18 protein-coding genes and 2 pseudogenes are annotated in these 20,268 nt (G+C 62.4%); 12 read left to right on the top strand and 8 right to left on the bottom strand.

What is annotated here, in order from left to right:
- Window positions 1-741: 741 nt before the first annotated feature.
- Genes DIE13_RS31545 through DIE13_RS31530 form a run of 4 tightly spaced genes read right to left on the bottom strand, consistent with a single transcriptional unit; the run spans window position 742 to window position 4,839 of the window.
- On the bottom strand, window positions 742-1,473 hold the full coding sequence (locus tag DIE13_RS31545) for an energy transducer TonB (RefSeq protein ID WP_233410060.1): 732 nt from the start codon (window positions 1,471-1,473) through the stop codon (window positions 742-744).
- Window positions 1,466-1,864 (bottom strand): biopolymer transporter ExbD, encoded by a 399-nt coding sequence (locus DIE13_RS31540; protein WP_124830894.1) that lies wholly within the window; start codon window positions 1,862-1,864, stop codon window positions 1,466-1,468. The genes DIE13_RS31545 and DIE13_RS31540 overlap by 8 nt, the downstream gene beginning before the upstream one ends.
- Window positions 1,861-2,451, bottom strand: a complete 591-nt coding sequence (locus DIE13_RS31535; protein ID WP_124830893.1) for a MotA/TolQ/ExbB proton channel family protein — start codon at window positions 2,449-2,451, stop codon at window positions 1,861-1,863. Before DIE13_RS31535 ends, DIE13_RS31540 begins: the two co-directional genes overlap by 4 nt.
- Window positions 2,452-2,478: 27 nt before the next feature.
- Window positions 2,479-4,839, bottom strand: coding sequence for a TonB-dependent receptor (locus tag DIE13_RS31530; RefSeq protein ID WP_124830892.1), 2,361 nt, complete (start codon window positions 4,837-4,839; stop codon window positions 2,479-2,481).
- Between the two features lie 420 nt (window positions 4,840-5,259).
- Between DIE13_RS31530 and DIE13_RS31525 the strand changes: the two genes are divergently transcribed.
- Window positions 5,260-5,607: a hypothetical protein gene (locus DIE13_RS31525; RefSeq protein WP_124830891.1), complete on the top strand. Its 348-nt coding sequence runs from the start codon at window positions 5,260-5,262 to the stop codon at window positions 5,605-5,607.
- Window positions 5,608-5,993: 386 nt separating this feature from the next.
- The gene (locus DIE13_RS31520) at window positions 5,994-6,284 is read left to right on the top strand and encodes a hypothetical protein (protein WP_124830890.1); all 291 of its coding nucleotides are present in this window, start codon (window positions 5,994-5,996) and stop codon (window positions 6,282-6,284) included.
- Window positions 6,285-6,380: 96 nt separating this feature from the next.
- On the opposite strand, the gene DIE13_RS31515 is transcribed toward DIE13_RS31520, so the two are convergent.
- From DIE13_RS31515 to DIE13_RS33090, 3 genes are all read right to left on the bottom strand, one after another.
- On the bottom strand, window positions 6,381-7,232 hold the full coding sequence (locus DIE13_RS31515; RefSeq protein WP_124830889.1) for a DJ-1/PfpI family protein: 852 nt from the start codon (window positions 7,230-7,232) through the stop codon (window positions 6,381-6,383).
- A 10-nt stretch (window positions 7,233-7,242) separates the two neighbouring features.
- Window positions 7,243-9,417, bottom strand: coding sequence for a TonB-dependent siderophore receptor (locus tag DIE13_RS31510; protein WP_124830888.1), 2,175 nt, complete (start codon window positions 9,415-9,417; stop codon window positions 7,243-7,245).
- 240 nt (window positions 9,418-9,657) lie between these two features.
- Window positions 9,658-10,125, bottom strand: a complete 468-nt coding sequence (locus DIE13_RS33090; RefSeq protein WP_175752613.1) for a DUF2946 family protein — start codon at window positions 10,123-10,125, stop codon at window positions 9,658-9,660.
- Window positions 10,126-10,202: 77 nt separating this feature from the next.
- Here DIE13_RS33090 and DIE13_RS31505 point away from each other — a divergent pair.
- Window positions 10,203-10,382 (top strand): annotated as a pseudogene (locus tag DIE13_RS31505) (transposase); the annotation flags it as partial.
- A 238-nt stretch (window positions 10,383-10,620) separates the two neighbouring features.
- Here DIE13_RS31505 and DIE13_RS31500 read toward each other — a convergent pair.
- A complete protein-coding gene (locus tag DIE13_RS31500; protein WP_233410061.1) occupies window positions 10,621-11,130 on the bottom strand; it encodes a MarR family winged helix-turn-helix transcriptional regulator in 510 nt (169 codons plus the stop codon).
- 137 nt (window positions 11,131-11,267) lie between these two features.
- Between DIE13_RS31500 and badH the strand changes: the two genes are divergently transcribed.
- The 9 genes and pseudogenes from badH to DIE13_RS31455 all read left to right on the top strand — a co-directional run.
- Window positions 11,268-12,035, top strand: coding sequence for a 2-hydroxycyclohexanecarboxyl-CoA dehydrogenase (gene badH, locus DIE13_RS31495; protein ID WP_124830895.1), 768 nt, complete (start codon window positions 11,268-11,270; stop codon window positions 12,033-12,035).
- 25 nt (window positions 12,036-12,060) lie between these two features.
- Complete coding sequence (badI, locus tag DIE13_RS31490) at window positions 12,061-12,843, top strand: 2-ketocyclohexanecarboxyl-CoA hydrolase (RefSeq protein WP_098554445.1); 783 nt, start codon at window positions 12,061-12,063, stop codon at window positions 12,841-12,843.
- 75 nt (window positions 12,844-12,918) lie between these two features.
- Window positions 12,919-14,070: a cyclohexanecarboxyl-CoA dehydrogenase gene (gene aliB / locus DIE13_RS31485; RefSeq protein ID WP_124830887.1), complete on the top strand. Its 1,152-nt coding sequence runs from the start codon at window positions 12,919-12,921 to the stop codon at window positions 14,068-14,070.
- A gap of 39 nt (window positions 14,071-14,109) precedes the next feature.
- On the top strand, window positions 14,110-15,774 hold the full coding sequence (aliA, locus tag DIE13_RS31480) for a cyclohexanecarboxylate-CoA ligase (RefSeq protein WP_124830886.1): 1,665 nt from the start codon (window positions 14,110-14,112) through the stop codon (window positions 15,772-15,774).
- Between the two features lie 49 nt (window positions 15,775-15,823).
- On the top strand, window positions 15,824-16,600 hold the full coding sequence (locus DIE13_RS31475) for an enoyl-CoA hydratase (RefSeq protein ID WP_124830885.1): 777 nt from the start codon (window positions 15,824-15,826) through the stop codon (window positions 16,598-16,600).
- Window positions 16,601-16,637: 37 nt separating this feature from the next.
- Window positions 16,638-17,804: an acyl-CoA dehydrogenase family protein gene (locus DIE13_RS31470; RefSeq protein WP_124830884.1), complete on the top strand. Its 1,167-nt coding sequence runs from the start codon at window positions 16,638-16,640 to the stop codon at window positions 17,802-17,804.
- 40 nt (window positions 17,805-17,844) lie between these two features.
- Window positions 17,845-19,032: an acyl-CoA dehydrogenase gene (locus DIE13_RS31465; RefSeq protein ID WP_124830883.1), complete on the top strand. Its 1,188-nt coding sequence runs from the start codon at window positions 17,845-17,847 to the stop codon at window positions 19,030-19,032.
- Between the two features lie 42 nt (window positions 19,033-19,074).
- Complete coding sequence (locus DIE13_RS31460) at window positions 19,075-20,109, top strand: zinc-binding dehydrogenase (RefSeq protein ID WP_124830882.1); 1,035 nt, start codon at window positions 19,075-19,077, stop codon at window positions 20,107-20,109.
- Window positions 20,110-20,152: 43 nt separating this feature from the next.
- A pseudogene (locus DIE13_RS31455) lies at window positions 20,153-20,268 on the top strand (electron transfer flavoprotein subunit beta/FixA family protein); the annotation flags it as partial.

The following is a 20,268-nucleotide window of genomic DNA, read 5'->3' as shown; positions in this document are numbered from 1 at the left end:
CTCCTCCAGTCTGACTGTACTGAACAGGGATTCGTTGTAGCTGTCGGTGCCTCGCATGCTGCCTTCGTGCCTTGGGATCGGGTTCGCTACATCGTGACGGATCGGCGGGGGGATTTCAACGGCCTGCTAGGGGGCCAAAGACACCTTTTCTGAGAGCCTACACTTGTTATCTGTTGTTTCTCAGAAAAGATGTCTGCGGTCTCAATATGTTGTCTTTGAATAATTGGCTACCGCACGCTCCCGAACTTCCGGGGAAAACCTGGTTGCCTTCTTGCTCATGGCTCAATTGTCTCGAGAGTCGAGGCCACAAAATCCGGCGTGGTTCAGCCCTTTGACGTTCACCCTGTAAAAACGCTGATCTTCGGCGTGGTGCTCACGGTTCACGCAGGCCTCGCGCTCACATAATCCTCTTGGTACTGCCGGTCATGCGAGCACGAGATACAAGATAGTTCCTCGGCGGCGAAATGCCTGGAAGGCGGCGCCGCTCACGACATCAACATCGATGTCCGGCGGCTCGGCCGCGCTTGCAACGGTCTTTTGCCGAACCACTTGCCGAGTACGCCCGTCGTCAGGCTCTCGGCATTCTCTCGGGGCGGCTCAATTCCCTGCTGGCGGCCGGAGCCGACAGGATTCACACTCGATATCGACTGTCGGCTCGGATCGCCGCGACAACGCGCGGCGCAGTGCCATTGCTGCGAGGGCTTGCGCGTACCCCTGCTTCGCGCGGGCAACCCAAGTCGCTCAGTTCACGTTGAAATGCACGCGCACGTCCTGTTGACTCTCGACAGGATGCCCGTTTTCCATCGCAGGGAAAAAGCGCCATCGACGCAGGGTCTCAAGCAGGATTTGATTGAGTCGAGGATTCTGCGTCGGTTTGACAAGATCGATGTCGAACGTGCCGTCTGCGTGGACAAAAAAGCGTGCGACCGCCATTGCCTGATATCCCTGCTCGCGCAAATCGTCGGGTAGTTCGGGCAGCGGCTGCGAAATCAAACGTGCCTGCGCATTGCCCGCCGAGGCTGAATGAGTCGTGGCGGAGTCCGCTTTCGTCGTAGAGGCAGATCGCGCATCGTCGAGTGTCGCATGCGCGGTTTGTGTCTCTGGTGACGCAGTCGGTTGTTGCGTCAGCAGCGCGTCGTGCGATGAAGCCGGATCGAACCGCTTCGCGGCGGCAGCAGGCCGAACCGGCGCGAGCGCCTGCGCTGGCCGCAGCGGCACAGGTTTCGATACGGTGTTTTCGATCGGTGCCGCTTTCGATTTCGCATGCGTGGTGGGTGGCGCACTTGGCGGCAGTTCGACCACCTGCATCTGAATTGAATCCGGGGCGTACGGAGCCGGTTCGTCGCCGGAGAATAGCCGCGTCGAACTCACAAGAAATGCGCCCCAGATCACGCTGGCGAGCGCGATCGTTCCCGCAAACCGACGCCCGTAACGATCGGGCGGCGAACCTGATTCGAGCGCGTTCCTAGTCACGATGAACCGCGATGAGAAAATGCTCGGCCCCGGCCCGCCGGGCTTCAAGCATCACCTGCACGACAAAGCCATGCGTTGCGCCGTCGTCCGCCGCGATCACAATATCGTGATTCCGGCCGAGCAGATGTGCGACGGTACCGTTCACGCGGTCGAGCGACACCGGTTGCCGATTGACGAAGATCTGGTTTGTCCGGCTTATCGCCAGCGTCAATGGCCGATCCGCCTGCAGCTGCTGCGCGTGTCCACGCGGCAGATTGATTCCGACCGCGTCGAGACGTTGCATCGCGAGCGAGGTCAGCATGAATGTCGCAAGCAGGAAAAACATCACGTCGATCATTGGAATGATCTCTATACGGCCGCGCCTCGATGTGCGCGAGCGGCGCAATTTCATGACGACGTCCCCGCCTGCTCGCGCGCCAGCCGCATTTCGGCGAGTTGTTCGTTCGCGAACGATTCAAGATCGTCCATCAATCTGTCGACGCGTCGCGAAAAATAGTTGAATGCGAACAGCGACACTAGCGCGATGACAAGGCCGATCGCAGTCGCGACGAGTGCTTGTGCGATGCCGCCCGACACGCCGGCGGGACTCACGAGCCCGTCGCCGCCAATAAGCCGGAACGAGTGCATCATCCCGACAATAGTGCCGAGCAGGCCGAGCAGCGGTGCGGCCGTGACGATCGTTTCGAGCAGCCAGAGGCCGCGGCTCATGTCGCGTTCGACCTGCTGCGCGGCGGCATCGAGCTTCGCTTCGACGTGCCAGAGCGGCGTCGTACCTTGATCGAAGATCGCAGCGAATCGACGCGTCACGTGTCTCTCCGGCAGTGCGCGAGCAGCGCTGCCGCGCCCGCTCGTGAAGCGCCAGAACACGTATGCACGGTCGAGCGTGATCGCAAGTGCGATGATCGCGAGCGCGCTGAGCGGATAAACGACCCAGCCGCCGATGCGCAACGCATCCGTGAAACCTGCCCATTCATTCATCGTGTGTTACCTCGTGTGAGCCGGAACTCAGAAGTGTTTGGTCAGGCCGGCATAGATCGCGCGCCGAGGCCCGAACTGCGGCGCGCCGACGCCGATGCCCGAGCCGTCCCGCAGTTCATAGACGCGGCCGAACGTATTGATGAGCGAGACGCGCGCGTCGAATTTACCGACGATCGGTTCCTCGAAGTGCTCGAGCACGCCGAGATTGACCTGTGCGTACCATGGCAAGCGATCGGTATTCGCAAAGCCGCTCCGCAGGCCGCTTCCAACGATGCCGTCGGCGCTGAAGGTCGTTTTGCCGAGCGTATACGCACCACCGAACGACGCCGTGATGCGCTGATCGTGATCGAGATACACCCAATTGTTCGCGATGTAGGCGAGCTCGTCGGCGCCGAAGTTGAATTGCGCGGACTCGATGTTCTTGCCCTGTGCGCGGCTATACGCGACGTTCATATACGCGGAAACGTTGCCCTGCTTGTAGCTCGACGTGAATTCGAGACCGTATACGCGACCGTACTGGTAGTTGAACGGCGTGAAGATCAGTGCGGTGCCGAACTGGCCTTCGTCGAGCAGATCGGACACCTTCTTGTAGTATGCGTCGAGCCCGACCGTGAGCGCGGGTGTGAGCCGCTGCGTGATGCCGACGTCGAAATAGTGGCTGCGCTCGGGTTTCACAGGATCGTTCTGCGGGCTCGGGCTCTGGTTCGTCGTTCCATTGAAGGTGCCGATGGTCGAATCGGACACGAGTTCGAACGCCGGAGGCGTGAAATAGCGCGCGTAGCCTGCGTGCAGCGTCGTCGATTCGGTTGGCTGATAGACAAGGCCGATACGCGGACTCAACTGGCCGGCCTGCACGTATTCGTTCATGCGATCGATACGCAGGCCGTAATTCAGCGTCAGCTTTGGCGTGATCTTCCACTCGTCCTGCGCGTAGAGGCTATATAGATAGCCCGACTTGTCGTTCGAATCCGAAATCGTGGTCGGCTGATCCGACAGCTGATTGCCATTTGCGTCAACAGGAAATACTGCGACGTTGTTGGTGAAGACCGCATGCTCGCGCTCGAACATCAGGCCGGCACGCAGTGTATGGCTGTCGTTCAGTCGATACGTGAAGTCCGCCTGGACACCGTTCGCGCGGTTGCTGTGGAAGTCGTCGGACGCGACGCCGTTGAAGATCAGATCGCCGACCGGATCGGGATTGAATTTCGTGCGTGTGTAGCGCGTGAAGAGCGCAACCTGGTAGTCGAGCGCACCGCCGTTCGTGCCTTGCAAGGCGAGCACGGAAAAGTTGTTCAGTTCCGCCTGCGTTTCGTTGAGCGCGGCCGAGTCGAATGTCGAGTTCCCGTTGAGCGTGAACGCCGGCGCGATGCCGGGGGTATTCGGGATCTCGAAGCGATTGCTCGTAGTGCCGAACATCAGGCTCGCGCGCGTGAGTGGATTCAGCAGATACGACATGTAGCCGAACGCGTTGCCTTGCCGCGTGTGGTCGTGCAGCGGATTTCCATTCGACGTCGGCGCCTCGATGCCGAGATTGTTTTCGCCGAGCGTGCCGGAAAAGTAATAGCTGAACGGGCCGTTCGAACCGAATACGTCGGCGCTCGTCTGAATCGTCTGGTGACTGCCGCCGTAGACGTCGATCGTGCCGCCGTTGCCGGTGTCGCCGGATTTCGTGCGAATGTCGACGACGCCGGCCGTCCGGTAGCCGTATTGTGCGGGCAGCGCGCCGGTGACGAGGTTCACCTGGTCGATGATCCGCGAGTCGAGCGACTGGCCGAAGCCGCTGATCGGCTCGGGAATGATGATGCCGTTCAGCCGGTACTGCAGGTTCGCGTGATCGCCACGCACATGCAGTTGCCCGAACGAATCGTAGGCAACGCCCGGCGCTTGCAGCAGCACCTGATTGAGCGGTGTGTTCTCGCCTTGAGGCAGTGTCTCGATGTCGGCCCGCGAGAACCGGTAGACGCTGGCGCCGACTTCCGGCAGCAGCCCGTTGCGCGCGCGATCGAGCCGTTTCGCGTTCACCGTCACGTCCAGCGTGCCAGCGTCCTTGCCGAGCGTTACGTCGACCGGGGCAGGTGCCTTGCCTTGTGCGACTGTCGAAATGCTCGTGCCGGTCGCGTATCCAGGCGCGTCGACGACCGCCGCATAGGTGCCGGGCGCGACATTGTCGAACCGGAAGTGGCCCTCGGCGCCGGACTGCGCGTGTGCGACCGCATGGCCGTCAGCATCCTGGAGCGTGATCCGGGCGTGTGCGAGCGCGTGACCTTGCTTGTCGGCGACGGTGCCGGCAAGGGTCGCGCCGGCATCGGCGGCGAAGGCTTCAGCCTGGAGGAACGCGGCGAACGCCAGAATGGCGGCCTGAGACAGTAGCAGGCGGTTGATTTTCATTGTGCGTATCGGGGGATGGGGTCATTTTTTCCCGCGAGAGCACGCTGAAAGGCACATCGAAATGACTGGATACGTTATAACATATCATTTCTGGGGCGCCATTTCTCGTCTACGGGAAACCTCTTGCCGGCATGAGCAAACAGGATGCGCGCGTCACGCCAAGGTCGAGATGATATAACATTGCATTCTGTGTGCACAATGTCCCTGTTTGTTGCAGGTCGGTGAGTTTCGCTCGGCGCAGCCATGCCGACTGGCCCTCATGGTCGGTCGGGAGTATTGTTAGGAGGCGTGCCACGCGTTCCGGTTTCGTTTCCTGATGGCGCAGATCTGCGCCAGGCAGGTTTCCTCGTCAAGGCCATCTTTCGATGGGGTATCGACAGATAGTCGTCGAATGTTCCCGTGCGGACAAAGGAGACAAGCATGAGCCCATGCAACGAACCTCATCATGCTCACCATGACCATCAGCATGGCCCGGGCTGCGGACACACCGCAATCAAGCACGGCGACCACGTTGACTATCTGCACGATGGCCATTTACATCATCCGCATGGCGATCATGTCGACGAACACAAGGTCGAGGTCAGTACAAACAATCCGGACCAGTGCACGCCGGGCTGCGGCGGCCATGAACCGGGCCACGTCCACGGCCCCGGCTGTGGGCACGAGCGGGTGCCGCATGGCGATCACGTCGACTACCTGGTCAACGGCCGTCTTCATCACCCGCATGGCGATCATTGCGACGACCACGGTTCGGTGGAACTCGCCTGAGCGGTATCGAAGTGCGGCGGGGAGTCGGATCCCTGCTGCCTTCTCGGACGCCGACAGGTGCATCAGGTGTGCCGATATCGCCAAGGCTGAAGGCACGCTTTCCTTGCCCCCTGTTTGGCGGCGAACTGCCCTTCATTGAAGGCGTATTCGTCCGGATTGTGCAGGATCTTGCAGTGGCTGCCTGTCGCGGCGCTCCAAGTAAGGCCGCGCGATGGCATAGCGTATGCGCCAACGTAGATCGTGCAATGCACTGATCAATAAACACTTTCTTGATCAAAGCGCCATTTTCCGCGCGATTCGGATGAATGCTCCATCAAGTCAGCTTTGCTGACGCCCTGCCTCTGATTTCAAAACGTCTCGAGGATGGACCATCGGACGTGCATTAAATGAAGATCGCGAACACCGAGGGCGCCGGGCCCATCCGGGGCGTGACTGCCGGTCTTGTTTTGGCTGCCGTGGGGCTTGCTATGGGTGTCACTCCCAAGCTTCTGCAAAGCACCGGCACGCTGAGCGATTTCGTCGCGTCAGTTGTTCAAAAGGTTGCCCCATGGAGGCCAAGCGAGTGGCGCTTTGAGCGCTTGTGGCACGCCAGGCAGTGCGATAACCCGTTCAGTCATTGTGGCAAGACGACGATCGCCAGCCCGGCCGATCGGGCACGTCCGGGCTGGCCCATCTAGACTGGCATATCAAAAAGGCAGCCTGGATTAGCGGTACTGGCTGGCGGACCGGCGCGGTGCGCACAGCGCGCACCGTTTGCGGCGCTATTCGTCGATTTACTCGTCAAGCTGTCGTACGGCGCGCAGAGGATGAGCCTGAGCCGCGGCAAGCGTCTCGGCCTGCTTCGTGAAGCCGGCTAGCAAGTCCTCCATGGCTTTCACCACGGGTGGCGGAGCAGTCTTCAGCGAGCCGGCATTGAAGGGCGGCTCGGGATCGTATTCGCTGACCAACTGTGTGCATTCAGCGTAGGTCCGGTCGCGCAATTCGGCGAGCATCGTCAATCCGAAATCGAGTCCGGCCGTGACGCCCGCTCCGGTGACCCGATTGCGGTCGCGTACCACGCGAGCGTCGGTCGGAATTGCGCCATAGTCGGCCAACACATGGCGCACCGACCAATGTGACGTCGCCTTGTAGCCCTGCAGCAGACCCGCCGCACCCAGGATCAGTGAACCGGAGCAGACGCTGGTGACGTACTTCGCGCGCGCACCGCGATCGCGCATGAACGCCAGCGTTACGGGATCGCTGGCCGCCACCAGCGTGCCGTCGGTGCCGCCCGGCGTAAACAGCACGGTGAGGTCACGCGGGCAGGTATCGAACGTAGCGGTCGGCACGATGGTCACACCGGCGTCGCTCGTCACCGGCTCCAGCGTCTTGGCGACCAGGTGAATCTTGGCCCCCATCAGCGCACCGAACATGCTTTGCGGCCCGATCAGATCCATCACGGTCATCCCTGGATACATCAGCATCGCGATTTGCTCGTGGCCTTCCCAGTGGACCTTGTTCATCTCCGGGCCCATGTCGGGCATCGTCATCGTGTGCTCGGGTTGCGGATCCTGGGCAGCGGCATTCATTGCGAATGGCGCGAGCAGCGTCATGAGCACGATATTCCGGCGGTTAATGTCTGTCATTTCGGTTTCCTCAGATGCTTGCCTTAAGTGTCAGGTAGACGGAACGCGGTTGAACCGGCATGACTACCGGGAAGGAGAGATATTCGTAGGGCGCGTACACATGACGATTGGCCAGGTTCACGGCCGATACGCCGATCGTATAGCGCCCGAAGCTGTATTCCGCTTGCGCGTCGAACAACGCGTAGCCGGGTACGGAGACGGTGTTCGGCAACGTCACCTCGCGGGCGCCGAATGCGGTTATGCCGGCACCGAACGACAGGCCGCGCGCGGTACCGTTCAAGACGCGATAACGCAGCGCGATACGCCCGCTCTGCTTCGGCACGCGCGCAAGCGTGTCGCCGACCGGGATCGCATTGTCCTCGGTCACCGTGGCGCGCGTGTAGGCGTAGGTCATCAGCATCGAAAACGCGGATGTGGGTTCCCATACCAGGTCGGTCTCGAATCCGCGTGCGCGCTGCTGGCCCGCCTGAATCGAGTAAAGGGGATTGTTCGGATCGGGGGTGGCGACGTTTTCGCGGGTCTGCTGGAACACGGCAAGCGTGCCGGACAGGCCGATGTCGGTCCGCGCCAGTTTCAGCCCGGCCTCGACGTTGCGGGACGTTTCCGGTTTCGGTGAACCGAGCCCGACGTAGCCGAATGCAGCCCGGAAGGCCGTCGAATATGCGGCGTACACGGCTATGCCCTGCGTCAGATCGAAACTCGCGCCGATGCGCGGCGAGACGTGATGGTAGGTATCGTTGGTGCCCTGTTCCGTCTCGTGGAATCTGAGTTGCGTGAAGCGCAGCGAGCCGGTCAGATGAAACCGACCGTAGGTGGCCTGATCCTGCACATACGCGGCGATCGTCTCGTAGCGGTCGGTCTGCGTCAACGTGAGCGGGGCGAGTGGGCCGAAGGCGAGATCGTAGGCCGGTCGTGCGAGATTCTGCGAGCCGACTGGCACGCCCGTGAAGCCCATGTCCGACGAGAAGTCGGTGTGGTCGTAGTTGATGCCGACGAGCAGTTCGTGGCGCCCGCCCAGCGCATTGACCTTCGTCTGCAGATTGGCATCGAAGGTCGCTTCGCTGGTGCTCGTCTGCATGTTGAGCGGCAGGATCGGGTACGTGGTCGGTGTGGCCGGATCGGGCGCGTAGAGGCTCGGGTAGACGAAGCTGCCGTATTCGGGAATGCTGTTGTGGTAATAGCGTCCGCTGACACTCAGCTTCAGGTTGTCATTGAACTCGTGTTGAAGCTGAACCGTTGCGATCTGGCTGTCGAATGTGGTCCGCTGCTGCCCGATCGGTGCACCTGGGAACGCGTACCGATCGAGTTGGCCGGCCAGAGCCTGCGACGCCGGCAGGCCCGAGTATTCGAGCTGGCTGCTGTGGTTAAACTGCCCTTGTACGAGCAGGGTGGTGCGCGGGTCGAGCTTGAACAGCACGCTCGGCTTGATCGACCACTTGTCGCTCTTGACCTGATCGATCCAGCTTCCGGCGTGCTCGTACTCGCCTGCGATGCGTGCGTCGATTGAAGACGTCAGCGCGCCCGTCAGGTCGAAATACGGATTGACGGTGCCATAACTTCCCGTGCGCATCGCCACGTAACCGCTGCGCTTGGTCTGCGGCAGTTCCGACTGGATATTGATCAGGCCGCCCAACGGGGAGCCAAGCCCGCCACCATACAAAGTCGACGATGGCCCCTTGAGTACATCGATCTGCTGGATGCCGACGAGGCTCGCGGGGCTGTTAGCGGCACTCATGCCGTACATCGGCAAACCGTCAAGGTAGATCTCGGCCGGAAAGCCGCGCACGATATTCGCGGTCAGACCATTTTCCGCAGGTTGGCTCGGCATCACGCCCGACACGTTCGCAAGTGCGTCGGCCAGCGTGCGGGCGTCCTGTTCCTCGATCAGTTTTCGCGGCACCACCTGCACCGATTGCGGCACGTTGATCAGGGGCGTATCGGTGCGCGTCGCGGATTCGCTGTCGAGTGCCGTATCCGTTGTAGTGAAGCGGTAACGATGGCTTGTGACGCTGATGGCAGGTAACTCGATGTCGGCCGACGGTCCAGACTGGATGTCGATCTGCGTACCGACAGCGGGTATTGGCTGTTGGGGCAATGGCGATGAATTCGAGGCGATGGATTGTGCATGCCCCGCGAGCGAGAAAGCTGCTAGCGAGGCGGTCGTGACCAATTTCAGATCTAGCATGATAGGAATGTGTGCGCTTGGTCATGCGATCGCCGACATGTGGCTGGAAGTCGCTGGAATGTCGATTGCCATGCACATGTGAACCTCCCGTGCAATCACGAGCCACGTCAGTTAATGAGCGAGGAGGAACGGCAGATCTACTCGCGTCTGATTAGTGGCGCGAGGTTATTTGGAATGGACGAGCTGAAACGCCGCGCGAGTGCGCGACATTGCAGAACGCTCACGGATCAAATGATTCGACTAGGAAAGCGCAGTGAAGGGTGGCGCACGAGCGCCGAACGGGCCGAACGTCGCTGTGACGGCAGGACATGCGTCGTTGGCTGGGCGTGGGACCCGCGTGCTGGTGATACTTTGCAGCCAGTATGCCGTGACGAGCACGGTGACGGCAACGCTAATGGCCAGCGTCGCACTGAAGGGGCAGATGTCGCCAGAATGCGAATGATCCGCATGCGATTCGGCACTCCCGAGTGCATTGGCCAGGTCGGATGCGGCAACCGTTGCCGCGGGAGCGGCGCTTATTGCCACGGTGTCGTCGAGCAGCGCTCCGTGGCCGCTGCAGATCACGAGATCGCCAATGTTCGCACTCGTGCTCGGGGAGAGCATCAAACCGGGCGGTAGTAGCAGGCGGAACGCGACGACCAGCAGTAGCAACGAGGCAACGGCGGGATGCGTCAAACGCTGCGCAAGCAGTTGACGTAAGCGGATCATGGCGCCCGTATTGTAGTCGCTTCACAAGCGATTCGAAATATACAGGCCCGACTGCGCTGCTTCGTCGTCTGATCGGCGCGATGTACGCCCGCGGCATGAGCGTGCGCGAGATTCGGGGATTTCCGGCCGAGCACTGTGGCACCTAGGTTTCGCACGACTTCATCAGATCGGTCACCGACGAGGTGATGACCGAAGCGCTGAGCTGGCAAAACCGTCCGCTTGAGCCGATGTATCCAGTGGTGTTCTTCGATGGGATTTCCGGGAATTCCCCCGTGCCCAAGGACATCTTTTTCGAGGCAAGCGTCATGCTGCCGTATCGGAAACCGGACCGACTCCTGATTTTTCGAGGGTCTCAAAGCCCATTTTCCGAGAACCTACGATAGCTTCGGAGGCGGGACGCCGCTCAATGCTTCTTCGTCGTCCCTTTCACGCGGCCCCCCCTCATTCGTGACACCGGCATCGATATCCGCCGGGAACGCCGGCCGCGCCGGCGCCTCAGTCGTCTTCGTCGTTCCCCGCGCGAACCGCTTCGTCCAGCTGTTTCATGTTCTCGAGCAGTTTCAGCAGGTAGTGCAGCGCATGGGTAACGTCGTCGGTCGAAAAATCGTGCAGAACCTGCTCGTAATAGTTGTGAATTTTCGGCGTCACCTGGTGCAGCCACAGCTCTCGGCCGGACGGCGTCATCGTGATGAGTCGCGAGCGACGGTCCTGACTGCTGGCCACCCCGATCACGTGCCCGTCACGTTCCATGCGGCTGATTAATCCAGACAAATTCTGCCGGCTCACCATCAGATAGCGGGCAAGGTCTCCCACGCTCATCCCCTGTTCGACCTGCGAGCGGGACAGCGCGCCGAGGACTGCCCACTGCTGTGTCGTCAGCCCCTCGGCCTCGACCGCTCGCGTCCCTGTTTTGTGCAACATGTTTGCACATTGATAGAGGCGAAAGAATAGCCGGTTCGCGAGCTCGATTCGTGCGTTTTCGCCAGTATTTTCCGCGTTAACCAAGGGATTCTCCTAGTGTCGCCGTTCTTGTTTCCGCAGCGGTGTCCGCCTAGTATACGTCAACATATTGACGTATATGGGTCCTTGAGGCGGTACGTGAAAAAGGGCAATGGTAACGCTTGCAACCGATGGAGACGATTGTGCAGAGACTCGAAGGCAAGACGGTCATCGTGACCGGTGGCGGCGGAGGTATCGGTGGCGCGACGTGCCGTCGCTTCGCGGCGGAAGGGGCACGGGTGGCCGTGCTGGATCTATCGATCGAGGCGGCCGGAAACGTGGCCGACGGGATTCGCGCGGCTGGCGGTATTGCCCGGGCGGTCCGCTGCGACATCACCGAGCGCAATGACGTGGACGAGGCGCTGGCCGCTACCGAGGCCGAGCTCGGTCCTGTCGACGTGCTGGTCAACAACGCAGGCTGGGACGTATTCAAGCCGTTCACGAAGACGGAGCCGGCGGAATGGGCGCGCCTGATCGCCATCAACCTGACGGGCGCGCTTCACCTGCACCATGCGGTGCTGCCGGGCATGGTGCGGCGCAAGAGCGGCCGTATCGTCAACATCGCATCGGACGCCGCGCGTGTCGGCTCGTCCGGCGAAGCGGTGTACGCGGCATGCAAGGGCGGACTGGTGTCGTTCTCCAAGACGATCGCACGTGAGCATGCGCGTCACGGCATCACGGTGAACGTCGTCTGCCCGGGCCCGACCGACACGGCGCTGTTTGCCGAATACAAGGAAGGGGCGGGCAATCCGGAAAAGCTGATGGAGGCCTTCCAGCGCTCGATTCCGCTAGGGCGGATCGGCCAGCCCGACGATCTGCCGGGCGCGATCCTCTTCTTCGCCAGCGGCGACGCCGGCTTCATCACGGGACAGGTACTGAGCGTGTCCGGCGGCCTGACCATGGCGGGCTGATCCCGCTTTCTGCAAGGAATCAATCATGAACTACGAAGACATTCTGTTCGAAGTCCGAAACGGTGCGGCATGGATCACGATCAACCGGCCCGACAAGATGAACGCATTTCGCGGCCGCACCTGCGACGAGCTGATCCATGCGATCAACAAGGCGGGCTACTCGCGAGAGATCGGCGTGATCGTGCTCGCGGGGGCGGGCGACAAGGCGTTCTGCACCGGCGGGGACCAGTCGGCCCACGAAGGGCAGTACGACGGTCGCGGAACGATCGGCCTGCCGATGGAGGAACTGCACAACGCGATTCGTGACGTGCCGAAACCGGTGATCGCCCGTGTACAGGGCTATGCGGTCGGCGGTGGCAACGTGCTGTGCACGATTTGCGATTTCACGATCGCGTCGGAGAAGGCGATCTTCGCGCAGGCGGGGCCGAAGGTCGGATCGGTCGATCCGGGCTACGGGACGGCGTTTCTGGCGCGCGTGGTCGGCGAGAAGAAGGCGCGCGAGATCTGGTACCTGTGCCGTCGCTACCCCGCATCGGAGGCGCTCGCGATGGGTCTCGTGAATGCGGTCGTGCCGCATGACCAGCTCGACGCGGAGGTGCAGAAGTGGTGCGACGAGATCATGGAGAAGAGCCCGACCGCGCTCGCGATCGCGAAGCGCTCGTTCAACATGGACACGGCACACCAGGCAGGCATCGCAGGGATGGGCATGTATGCGCTGAAACTCTACTACGACACCGAAGAGTCGCGCGAAGGCGTAAAGGCCTTCCAGGAGAAGCGCAAGCCCGAGTTCCGCAAGTACGCGAAATAACCTCGCAGCCCCGACGGCACGGCCCGCGCCTGCGCATTGCGGGTTGCGCGGGCCGGCCCGATCACCGGAGACAACATGAATCCCTATCTCGATGAAGACCTCGTTGCGCTCGGCGAACATGCGCGACGCTTTGCGCAAGGGCGCATCGCCCCAGGCTTTCTGGAGCGCGACCGCTCCCGCGTGCTCGACCGGGCGCTGATGCTCGAGATGGGGCGGATGGGGTTCATTGCGCCGGAAATGCCGGAGCAGTATGGCGGTCAGGGCCTCGGTTGCATTGCGGCGGGTGTCATCCACGAGGAGATCGCGCGGGCAGATTTGAGTCTGTCCTACATCAACCTCCTGGCGTCGCTGAACGGACAGATTCTCGCGCAGCACGCCGTGCCGGAGGTTGCCGGGCCGTGGCTGGAGCGATTGACCCAAGGCAAGGCGCTGCTGGCGATCGCATTGACGGAGCCACGCGGCGGCTCCGATGCCGCGAACCTGCGCCTGCGCATGGAGCGGGTCGGCGATCACTACGTGCTGAACGGCGAAAAGACCTCGATCTCGGCCGCGGATCAGGCGGACGCGGCCGTGGTGTTCGCCCGAACGGGCACGGTCGAGGCGGGCGCGCGCGGGGTATCCGCGATGCTGGTGCCGATGGACCTGCCGGGGATCACGCGCAGCCGCTTCGATTGCCACGGTCAGCGCGCGATCGGTCGCGGGTCGATCTTCTTCGAGAACGTGCGAGTGCCCGCCGATCATCTGTTGGGCGACGAAGGAAACGGCTTCGTGCAGGTGATGCAGGGCTTCGATTTCTCGCGCGCGCTGATCGGCCTGCAGGTGCTGGCGGTGGCGAAGGTCAGTCTCGAGGAGACGTGGGAGTACGTCGCGCAGCGCGAAGCGTTCGGCAAGCCGCTCGCCGCATTCCAGGGGGTATCTCATCCGCTGGCCGATTTCGAGACCCAGGTGGCGGCCGCCCGCCTGCTGTGCCTGCAGACGCTCTGGCTGAAGGACCGCGGCCTGCCGCATACGGCCGAGGCGGCGATGTGCAAGTGGTGGGGCCCGAAGCTGGCCTACGACGTGGTGCACCAGTGTCTCTTGTCGTTCGGCCACGGTGGCTACGACCGCGGGCCGATGGAGCAGCGCCTGCGCGACGTGCTGGGTTTTCAGATCGGCGACGGCACGGCCCAGATCATGAAGACGATCATCGCCCGCACGCGGGCCGGACGCGATGCGGTGCCGGCATAAGCACGGAACCGACGCGCAAGACAATTTCGGAGACACGACATGGAGTTCGACGCCGTTCTGATCCCCCCGCGACGATCGACGAGCATCGCCCGCGGATGGTGGCGCGACAGGACCATCAACGACGAGCTTGACGCATGTGTTGCCGCGTGCCCGGACAAGATCGCGCTCGTTGCGACTTCCGTCGAGGATGGCGCGACGACCCGCTTCACCTATCGGGAAATGGCCACGATGGCGGACCGGATTGCGGTCGGGCTCGCCCGCCTCGGCGTTGGCCGCAACGATGTCGTGTCTGTGCAGCTGCCGAACTGGTGGCAGTTCACGCTGACGTATCTCGCCTGCTCGCGCATCGGTGCCGTCATGAATCCGTTGATGCACATCTTCCGCGAGCGTGAGCTGTCGTTCATGCTGAACCATAGCCGCAGCAAGGTCATGATCGTGCCGAAGTTGTTTCGCGGCTTCGATTTCGAGCGGATGATGCTCGGCCTGCAAGGCGATCTGCCGCACCTGCGGCATGTGGTGGTGGTTGGCGCCGAGACGGGTGGGCAGCCGGGCGGGAACAGCTTCGAAGCCTTGCTCTGCGTTCCCCGGTGGGAGCAGGACGCGGATGCGGGAGCGATCCTGAACCACCATCGGCCCGGGGCCGACGAGGTCACGCAACTGCTGTATACGTCCGGCACGACGGGCGAGCCGAAGGGCGTCATGCATACGGCCAACACGTTGCTGTCCAATATCGTTCCGTATGCCGAAGCGATGGCGCTCGATGACCGGGACGTCGTGATGATGGCTTCGCCGATGGCCCATCAGACGGGCTTCATGTACGGCCTGATGATGCCGATCGCGTTGCATGCGACGGCTGTCCTGCAGGATGTATGGCAACCGAAGAAGGCCCTCGAAGTCATTCGCGCCGAACATGCGACCTTCATGATGGCGTCGACGGTGTTCCTGACCGACCTCGCCAATACGGCGAACGAAACCGGCGAAACGGTGCCGACGCTCCGCACGTTCCTGTGCGCCGGTGCGCCGATCCCGGGGCCGTTGGTCGAACGCGCGCGCAAGGCGCTCGACGTGAAGATCGTGTCGGCCTGGGGTATGACCGAGATGGGAGCCGTCACGCTGACGCGGCTCGACGACGAAGACGAACGGTCGATATCGACCGACGGCCGTCCGCTGCCCGGAGTCGAAGTGCGGATCGTCGACGAAAACGGCGTGCAGCTACCTGCCGATACGGTGGGTCGGCTCATGGCGCGTTCCTGTTCGAATTTCGCCGGCTATCTGGGCCGCCCGGAGTTCAATGCAACCGACGCCGATGGCTGGTTCGAGACGGGCGATCTCGCACACGCCGATGCGCGCGGCTACATCCGCATCGATGGACGCAGCAAAGACGTGATCATCCGCGGTGGCGAGAACATTCCGGTGGTCGAAATCGAGGCGCTGCTGTACCTCCATCCGGCGATCGCGGCGGCGGCGATCGTGGCCTATCCCGACGAACGTCTCGGCGAGCGGGCCTGTGCGGTGGTCGTGCCGCGGGAAGGCGAGTGCGTCGATCTGCCGGGCATCGTCGATTTCCTGAAATCGCACAGGGTCGCGATGCACTACATTCCCGAGCGCTTGCTGGTGCTGGACGCGATGCCCGTCACGCCGGCCGGAAAGATCCAGAAATTCAGGCTGCGCGACGCGTTGCGGGAAGCCGGGAAGTCGAACTGACGCGGTGTCACGCACGGCACCGATCGAAACGGAACAGGATATGCAAGCCATGAACGAGCAACCGGTCTTGACCGAAACCGTGGGACGGGTCGGCATCATCACGCTGAACCGGCCGAGGCAGATGAATGCGCTGAACGATGCGCTGATGGATGCGCTTGGCGACGCATTGCTGTCTTTCGACGGCAACGACGACATCGGCGCAATCGTCGTGACAGGTAACGCACAGGCTTTCGCGGCGGGCGCCGACATTGCCGCGATGGCGGACTGGGACTACATGGATGTGTTCCGCGGCGACTTCATTACCCGCAATTGGGAAACCATTCGCCGCGTGCGCAAGCCGGTCATCGCGTCGGTGGCCGGCGTGGCGCTCGGTGGCGGCTGCGAGTTGGCGCTGGCATGCGACATCGTGATCGCGGCCGACGATGCAAGGTTCGGCTTGCCGGAAATCAAGCTGGCGCTCCTGCCGGGCGCGGGCGGAACGCAGCGCCTGCCGCGTGCGGTCGGCAAGGCCAAGGCGATGGACATGTGCCTGAGCGGACGCCTGATGAGCGCATCCGAAGCGGAACGCAGCGGCCTCGTCTCGCGCATCGTTGCGGCCGATGTGCTGCGTGACGAAAGCATCGCGCTTGCGACGACAGTCGCCGGTTACTCCTCGCCGGCGTTGATGGCGATCAAGGAGTCGATCAATCGCGCATACGAAAGCGCGCTGTCGGAAGGCGTGCTGTTCGAACGCAGGCAATTGCATGCGCGCTTCGCCAGTCAGGATGCCCGGGAAGGGATCAGGGCGTTTCTCGACAAGCGCAAACCGGCCTTCGGGCACCGTTGAACGGGAATTTTTGCGATTGATATACCGGAGAACTTGAATGGCGCTTGATCAGGAGTCGTTCGATCTGCTGCTGGCATCGGTCCAGCGCTTCATTGCCGAGCGGCTGGTGCCGGCGGAAGATCTCGTCGAGGAACTCGACGACGTACCGGTCGATATCGTCGACGACATGAAACGAATGGGGCTGTTCGGCTTGTCGATTCCGGAGGAATACGGCGGCATCGGCCTGTCGATGGCACAGGAGTGCGCGGTGGCTTACGAACTCGGCCAGACGGCCCTTGCTTTCCGCTCGGTGTTCGGCACCAACGTCGGGATCGGGGCGCAAGGCATCCTGATGGATGGTACCGAAGCCCAAAGGCGCGAGATTCTGCCGCGTGTCGCTAGCGGGGAATTGATCATGTCGTTTGCATTGACGGAACCTGATGCCGGCTCGGACGCAGCGGCGCTCCGGACCCGCGCGGAATTCGACAAGGGCGGAGACTGCTACGTCCTCAATGGTTCCAAGCGCTTCATCACCAACGCGCCACGCGCCGGCGCCTTCACGTTGATGGCGCGCACCGGTGACGATGGGGCGAACGGCATCTCGGCATTCGTCGTGCCGTCGCACCTGGCCGGCATCAGCCTGGGCAAGCCGGACCGGAAAATGGGGCAGCGCGGTACCAAAACGTGCGACGTCATTCTTGAAAACGTGCGGGTGCCGGCCGGCAACATCATCGGCGGTATGCCGGGCATGGGTTTCAAGACGGCGATGAAGGTGCTCGATCGCGGGCGTTTGCACCTGTCGGCCCTCGCGTGTGGCGTCGCGCAGCGGGTGCTGAACGAATCCGTCGGGTATGCGCGGGATCGCAGGCAGTTTGGACAGCGCATCGGCGATTTCCAGCTGATTCAGGCGATGCTGGCCGACAGTCAGGCCGAACTGTATGCGGGCTGGTCGATGGTGCAGGACTGTGCGCAACGCTACGACCTGAAACCGTCGGGTCAGAGCGATCCGGACGTCAGCATGCGCGCGTCATGCGCCAAGCTGTTTTGCAGCGAGATGGCGGGCCGCGTGGCGGATCGCGGCGTTCAGATTCACGGCGGTGCCGGCTATATCGCGGAATACAAGGTCGAGCGTCTCTATCGCGACGTGCGTTTGCTGCGTCTTTATGAAGGTACGACGCAGATCCAGCAGCTCATCATCGGTCGGGCGCTGATGCGTGCCGGCTGACGATCCCCTTCCCGCTCCGTCAGTCGATTGGAAAATCATCATGAATTCAGCCACCCAGCATCCTGCGTTTCAGTGGAGTGATCCGTTTTTGCTCGACCAGCAGCTCGACGAGGACGAGCGGCAGGTACGCGATGCCGCGCGTGCCTATTGTCAGGAGCAGCTTGCGCCGCGCGTATTGCAGGCGTTTCGCCACGAGCAGACCGATCCGTCGATCTTTCGGGAGATGGGGGCGCTCGGCTTGCTGGGTTCGACGATCCCCGAGACCTATGGCGGCGCGGGTTTGAACTACGTCTGCTACGGCCTGGTGGCGCGCGAAGTCGAAATGGTCGACTCCGGTTATCGGTCGATGATGAGCGTGCAGAGCTCGCTCGTGATGGTGCCGATCCACGTGTTCGGCAGCGAAGCGACCAGGCAAAAGTATCTGCCCGGGCTCGCGCGCGGCGAATTGATCGGGTGCTTCGGCCTGACGGAGCCGAATCACGGATCGGATCCGGGCAGCATGATCACGCGCGCGAAGAAGGTGGCAGGCGGCTATTCGCTGACCGGCGCGAAGATGTGGATCACCAACAGCCCGATCGCCGACGTATTCGTCGTGTGGGCCAAGGACGACGAAGGCCTCATTCGCGGTTTCGTGCTGGAAAAAGGCTGGAAGGGGCTTTCGGCGCCAGCCATCCACGGCAAGGTCGGGTTGCGCGCGAGCGTGACCGGCGAGATTGTGATGGACGAGGTGTTCTGCCCGGAAGAAAACGCGTTCCCGGATGTCAGGGGCCTGAAGGGGCCATTCACCTGTCTGAATTCCGCGCGCTACGGGATCGCATGGGGGGCGCTGGGCGCTGCCGAAGACTGCTTCCACCGCGCACGCCAATACGTGATCGATCGCATCCAGTTCGGCAGGCCGCTTGCGGCGAACCAGCTGATCCAGAAGAAGCTGGCCGACATGATGTCGGAGATCGCGCTCGGTCTGCAGGGTTGTCTCCGTCTGGGCCGCATGAAGGACGATGGCCCGGCGGCCGTCGAGATCACGTCGATCATGAAGCGCAACAACTGCGGCAAGGCGCTGGATATTGCCCGCACGGCGCGCGACATGCTCGGCGGCAACGGCATCAGCGACGAGTTCGGCATCGCACGTCATCTCGTGAACCTCGAGGTCGTGAACACCTACGAAGGGACGCATGACGTGCATGCTCTCATTCTCGGCCGCGCGATCACCGGCATCGCCGCGTTCTGATCTTGCCTACGCGGCCGCTTCATCATCCACGGGAGAAAGTACGTGAAGGCAGCGTTCCTCACAGGGCATGGCGGCAACGAGGTGGTCGAGATCGGCGAGCGGCCACGGCCGGTGCGAAGCGCCGGCAACGTGCTGATCAGCCTGAAGGCCGCGACGCTCAATCGGGTCGATCTTTACATGCGCGACAGCGGCGCGGGTATCACGCATCGCCTCCCCCAGATCATGGGGATCGACGGCGCCGGGACGGTCGAGGAGGCCGATGAATCGGAAACCCGGCTGTCGCCGGGGCAGCGCGTCGTCGTGCACCCCGGTATCGGGTGCGGGCGCTGTGAATATTGTCTGCGCGGGGAGTCGGTGTTGTGCACGTCGATCCGGTATCTCGGCGAACACCGCGACGGTACGCTGGCCCAATACGTCAGTGTGCCGGCGACGAACGTGTTTCCGATGCCCGCGATGCTGGACTTTGCGGAAGCGGCGGCGCTGGGCGTCGTTCACCTGACGGCGTGGCGGATGCTTTTCACGAAAGCGGCGCTCAAGCCATGGGAAACGGTGCTGATCTTCGGGGTCGGCGGCGGCGTGTCGCTGGCAGCACTGCAACTGGCGAAGCTGGCCGGCAGCCGCGCGATCGTCACGTCGCGCGACGATACGAAACTGCAACGCGCGTTGTCGATGGGCGCCGACCATGCGATCAACGGTTCGACGCAGGATGTCGTCAAGACGATCATGGCACTGACGGACGGACGCGGTGTGGATGTCGTGATCGAGAACGTCGGCGCCGCGGTGTGGTCGAGCGCGTTGAAGTCCGTCGCGCGAGGCGGCCGAATCGTGACCTGCGGCGCGACGACTGGCGATCAGCCCGCTGCGGATCTGCGCCGAATCTTCATCCGGCAGTTGCAGATATTCGGCTCGACCCTGGGCACGCTTGACGAATATCGCGATTTGCTCGCGCTGGCGGCGCGCGGCGGGCTACGCCCGGTGATCGATTCGCGCCATGCGCTGGACGACGTGCATTCGGCGCTCGACCGGCTGGCATCCGGTGCGCAGTTCGGCAAGATCGCGATCGAGATCGCCGCATGACGGAAAACGGGTCGGGATTCCATTCAATGAAGAGGAGACGCACATGAAATTGCTGGTCGCGGTCAAGCGCGTGGTCGATGCGAACGTGAAGGTCCGCGTGAAGTCGGACAACACGGGTGTGGATATCGCGAACGTGAAGATGTCGATGAACCCGTTCGA

The organism is Burkholderia sp. Bp9016, from assembly GCF_003857765.1.
GTDB lineage: Bacteria > Pseudomonadota > Gammaproteobacteria > Burkholderiales > Burkholderiaceae > Burkholderia.
Note: the sequence above shows the minus strand (reverse complement) of the source record. Positions and strands in the feature narration are given on the sequence as shown.

Excerpts from the sequence above, each read along its gene's own strand:
- DIE13_RS31540 (WP_124830894.1), bottom strand. The coding sequence starts at position 1,864 with ATGAAATTGCGCCGCTCGCGCACATCGAGGCGCGGCCGTATAGAGATC.
- DIE13_RS31535 (WP_124830893.1), bottom strand. The coding sequence starts at position 2,451 with ATGAATGAATGGGCAGGTTTCACGGATGCGTTGCGCATCGGCGGCTGG.
- DIE13_RS31530 (WP_124830892.1), bottom strand. The coding sequence starts at position 4,839 with ATGAAAATCAACCGCCTGCTACTGTCTCAGGCCGCCATTCTGGCGTTC.
- DIE13_RS31525 (WP_124830891.1), top strand. The coding sequence starts at position 5,260 with ATGAGCCCATGCAACGAACCTCATCATGCTCACCATGACCATCAGCAT.
- DIE13_RS31520 (WP_124830890.1), top strand. The coding sequence starts at position 5,994 with ATGAAGATCGCGAACACCGAGGGCGCCGGGCCCATCCGGGGCGTGACT.
- DIE13_RS31515 (WP_124830889.1), bottom strand. The coding sequence starts at position 7,232 with ATGACAGACATTAACCGCCGGAATATCGTGCTCATGACGCTGCTCGCG.
- DIE13_RS31510 (WP_124830888.1), bottom strand. The coding sequence starts at position 9,417 with ATGCTAGATCTGAAATTGGTCACGACCGCCTCGCTAGCAGCTTTCTCG.
- DIE13_RS33090 (WP_175752613.1), bottom strand. The coding sequence starts at position 10,125 with ATGATCCGCTTACGTCAACTGCTTGCGCAGCGTTTGACGCATCCCGCC.
- badI (WP_098554445.1), top strand. The coding sequence starts at position 12,061 with ATGAACTACGAAGACATTCTGTTCGAAGTCCGAAACGGTGCGGCATGG.
- aliB (WP_124830887.1), top strand. The coding sequence starts at position 12,919 with ATGAATCCCTATCTCGATGAAGACCTCGTTGCGCTCGGCGAACATGCG.
- aliA (WP_124830886.1), top strand. The coding sequence starts at position 14,110 with ATGGAGTTCGACGCCGTTCTGATCCCCCCGCGACGATCGACGAGCATC.
- DIE13_RS31475 (WP_124830885.1), top strand. The coding sequence starts at position 15,824 with ATGAACGAGCAACCGGTCTTGACCGAAACCGTGGGACGGGTCGGCATC.
- DIE13_RS31470 (WP_124830884.1), top strand. The coding sequence starts at position 16,638 with ATGGCGCTTGATCAGGAGTCGTTCGATCTGCTGCTGGCATCGGTCCAG.
- DIE13_RS31465 (WP_124830883.1), top strand. The coding sequence starts at position 17,845 with ATGAATTCAGCCACCCAGCATCCTGCGTTTCAGTGGAGTGATCCGTTT.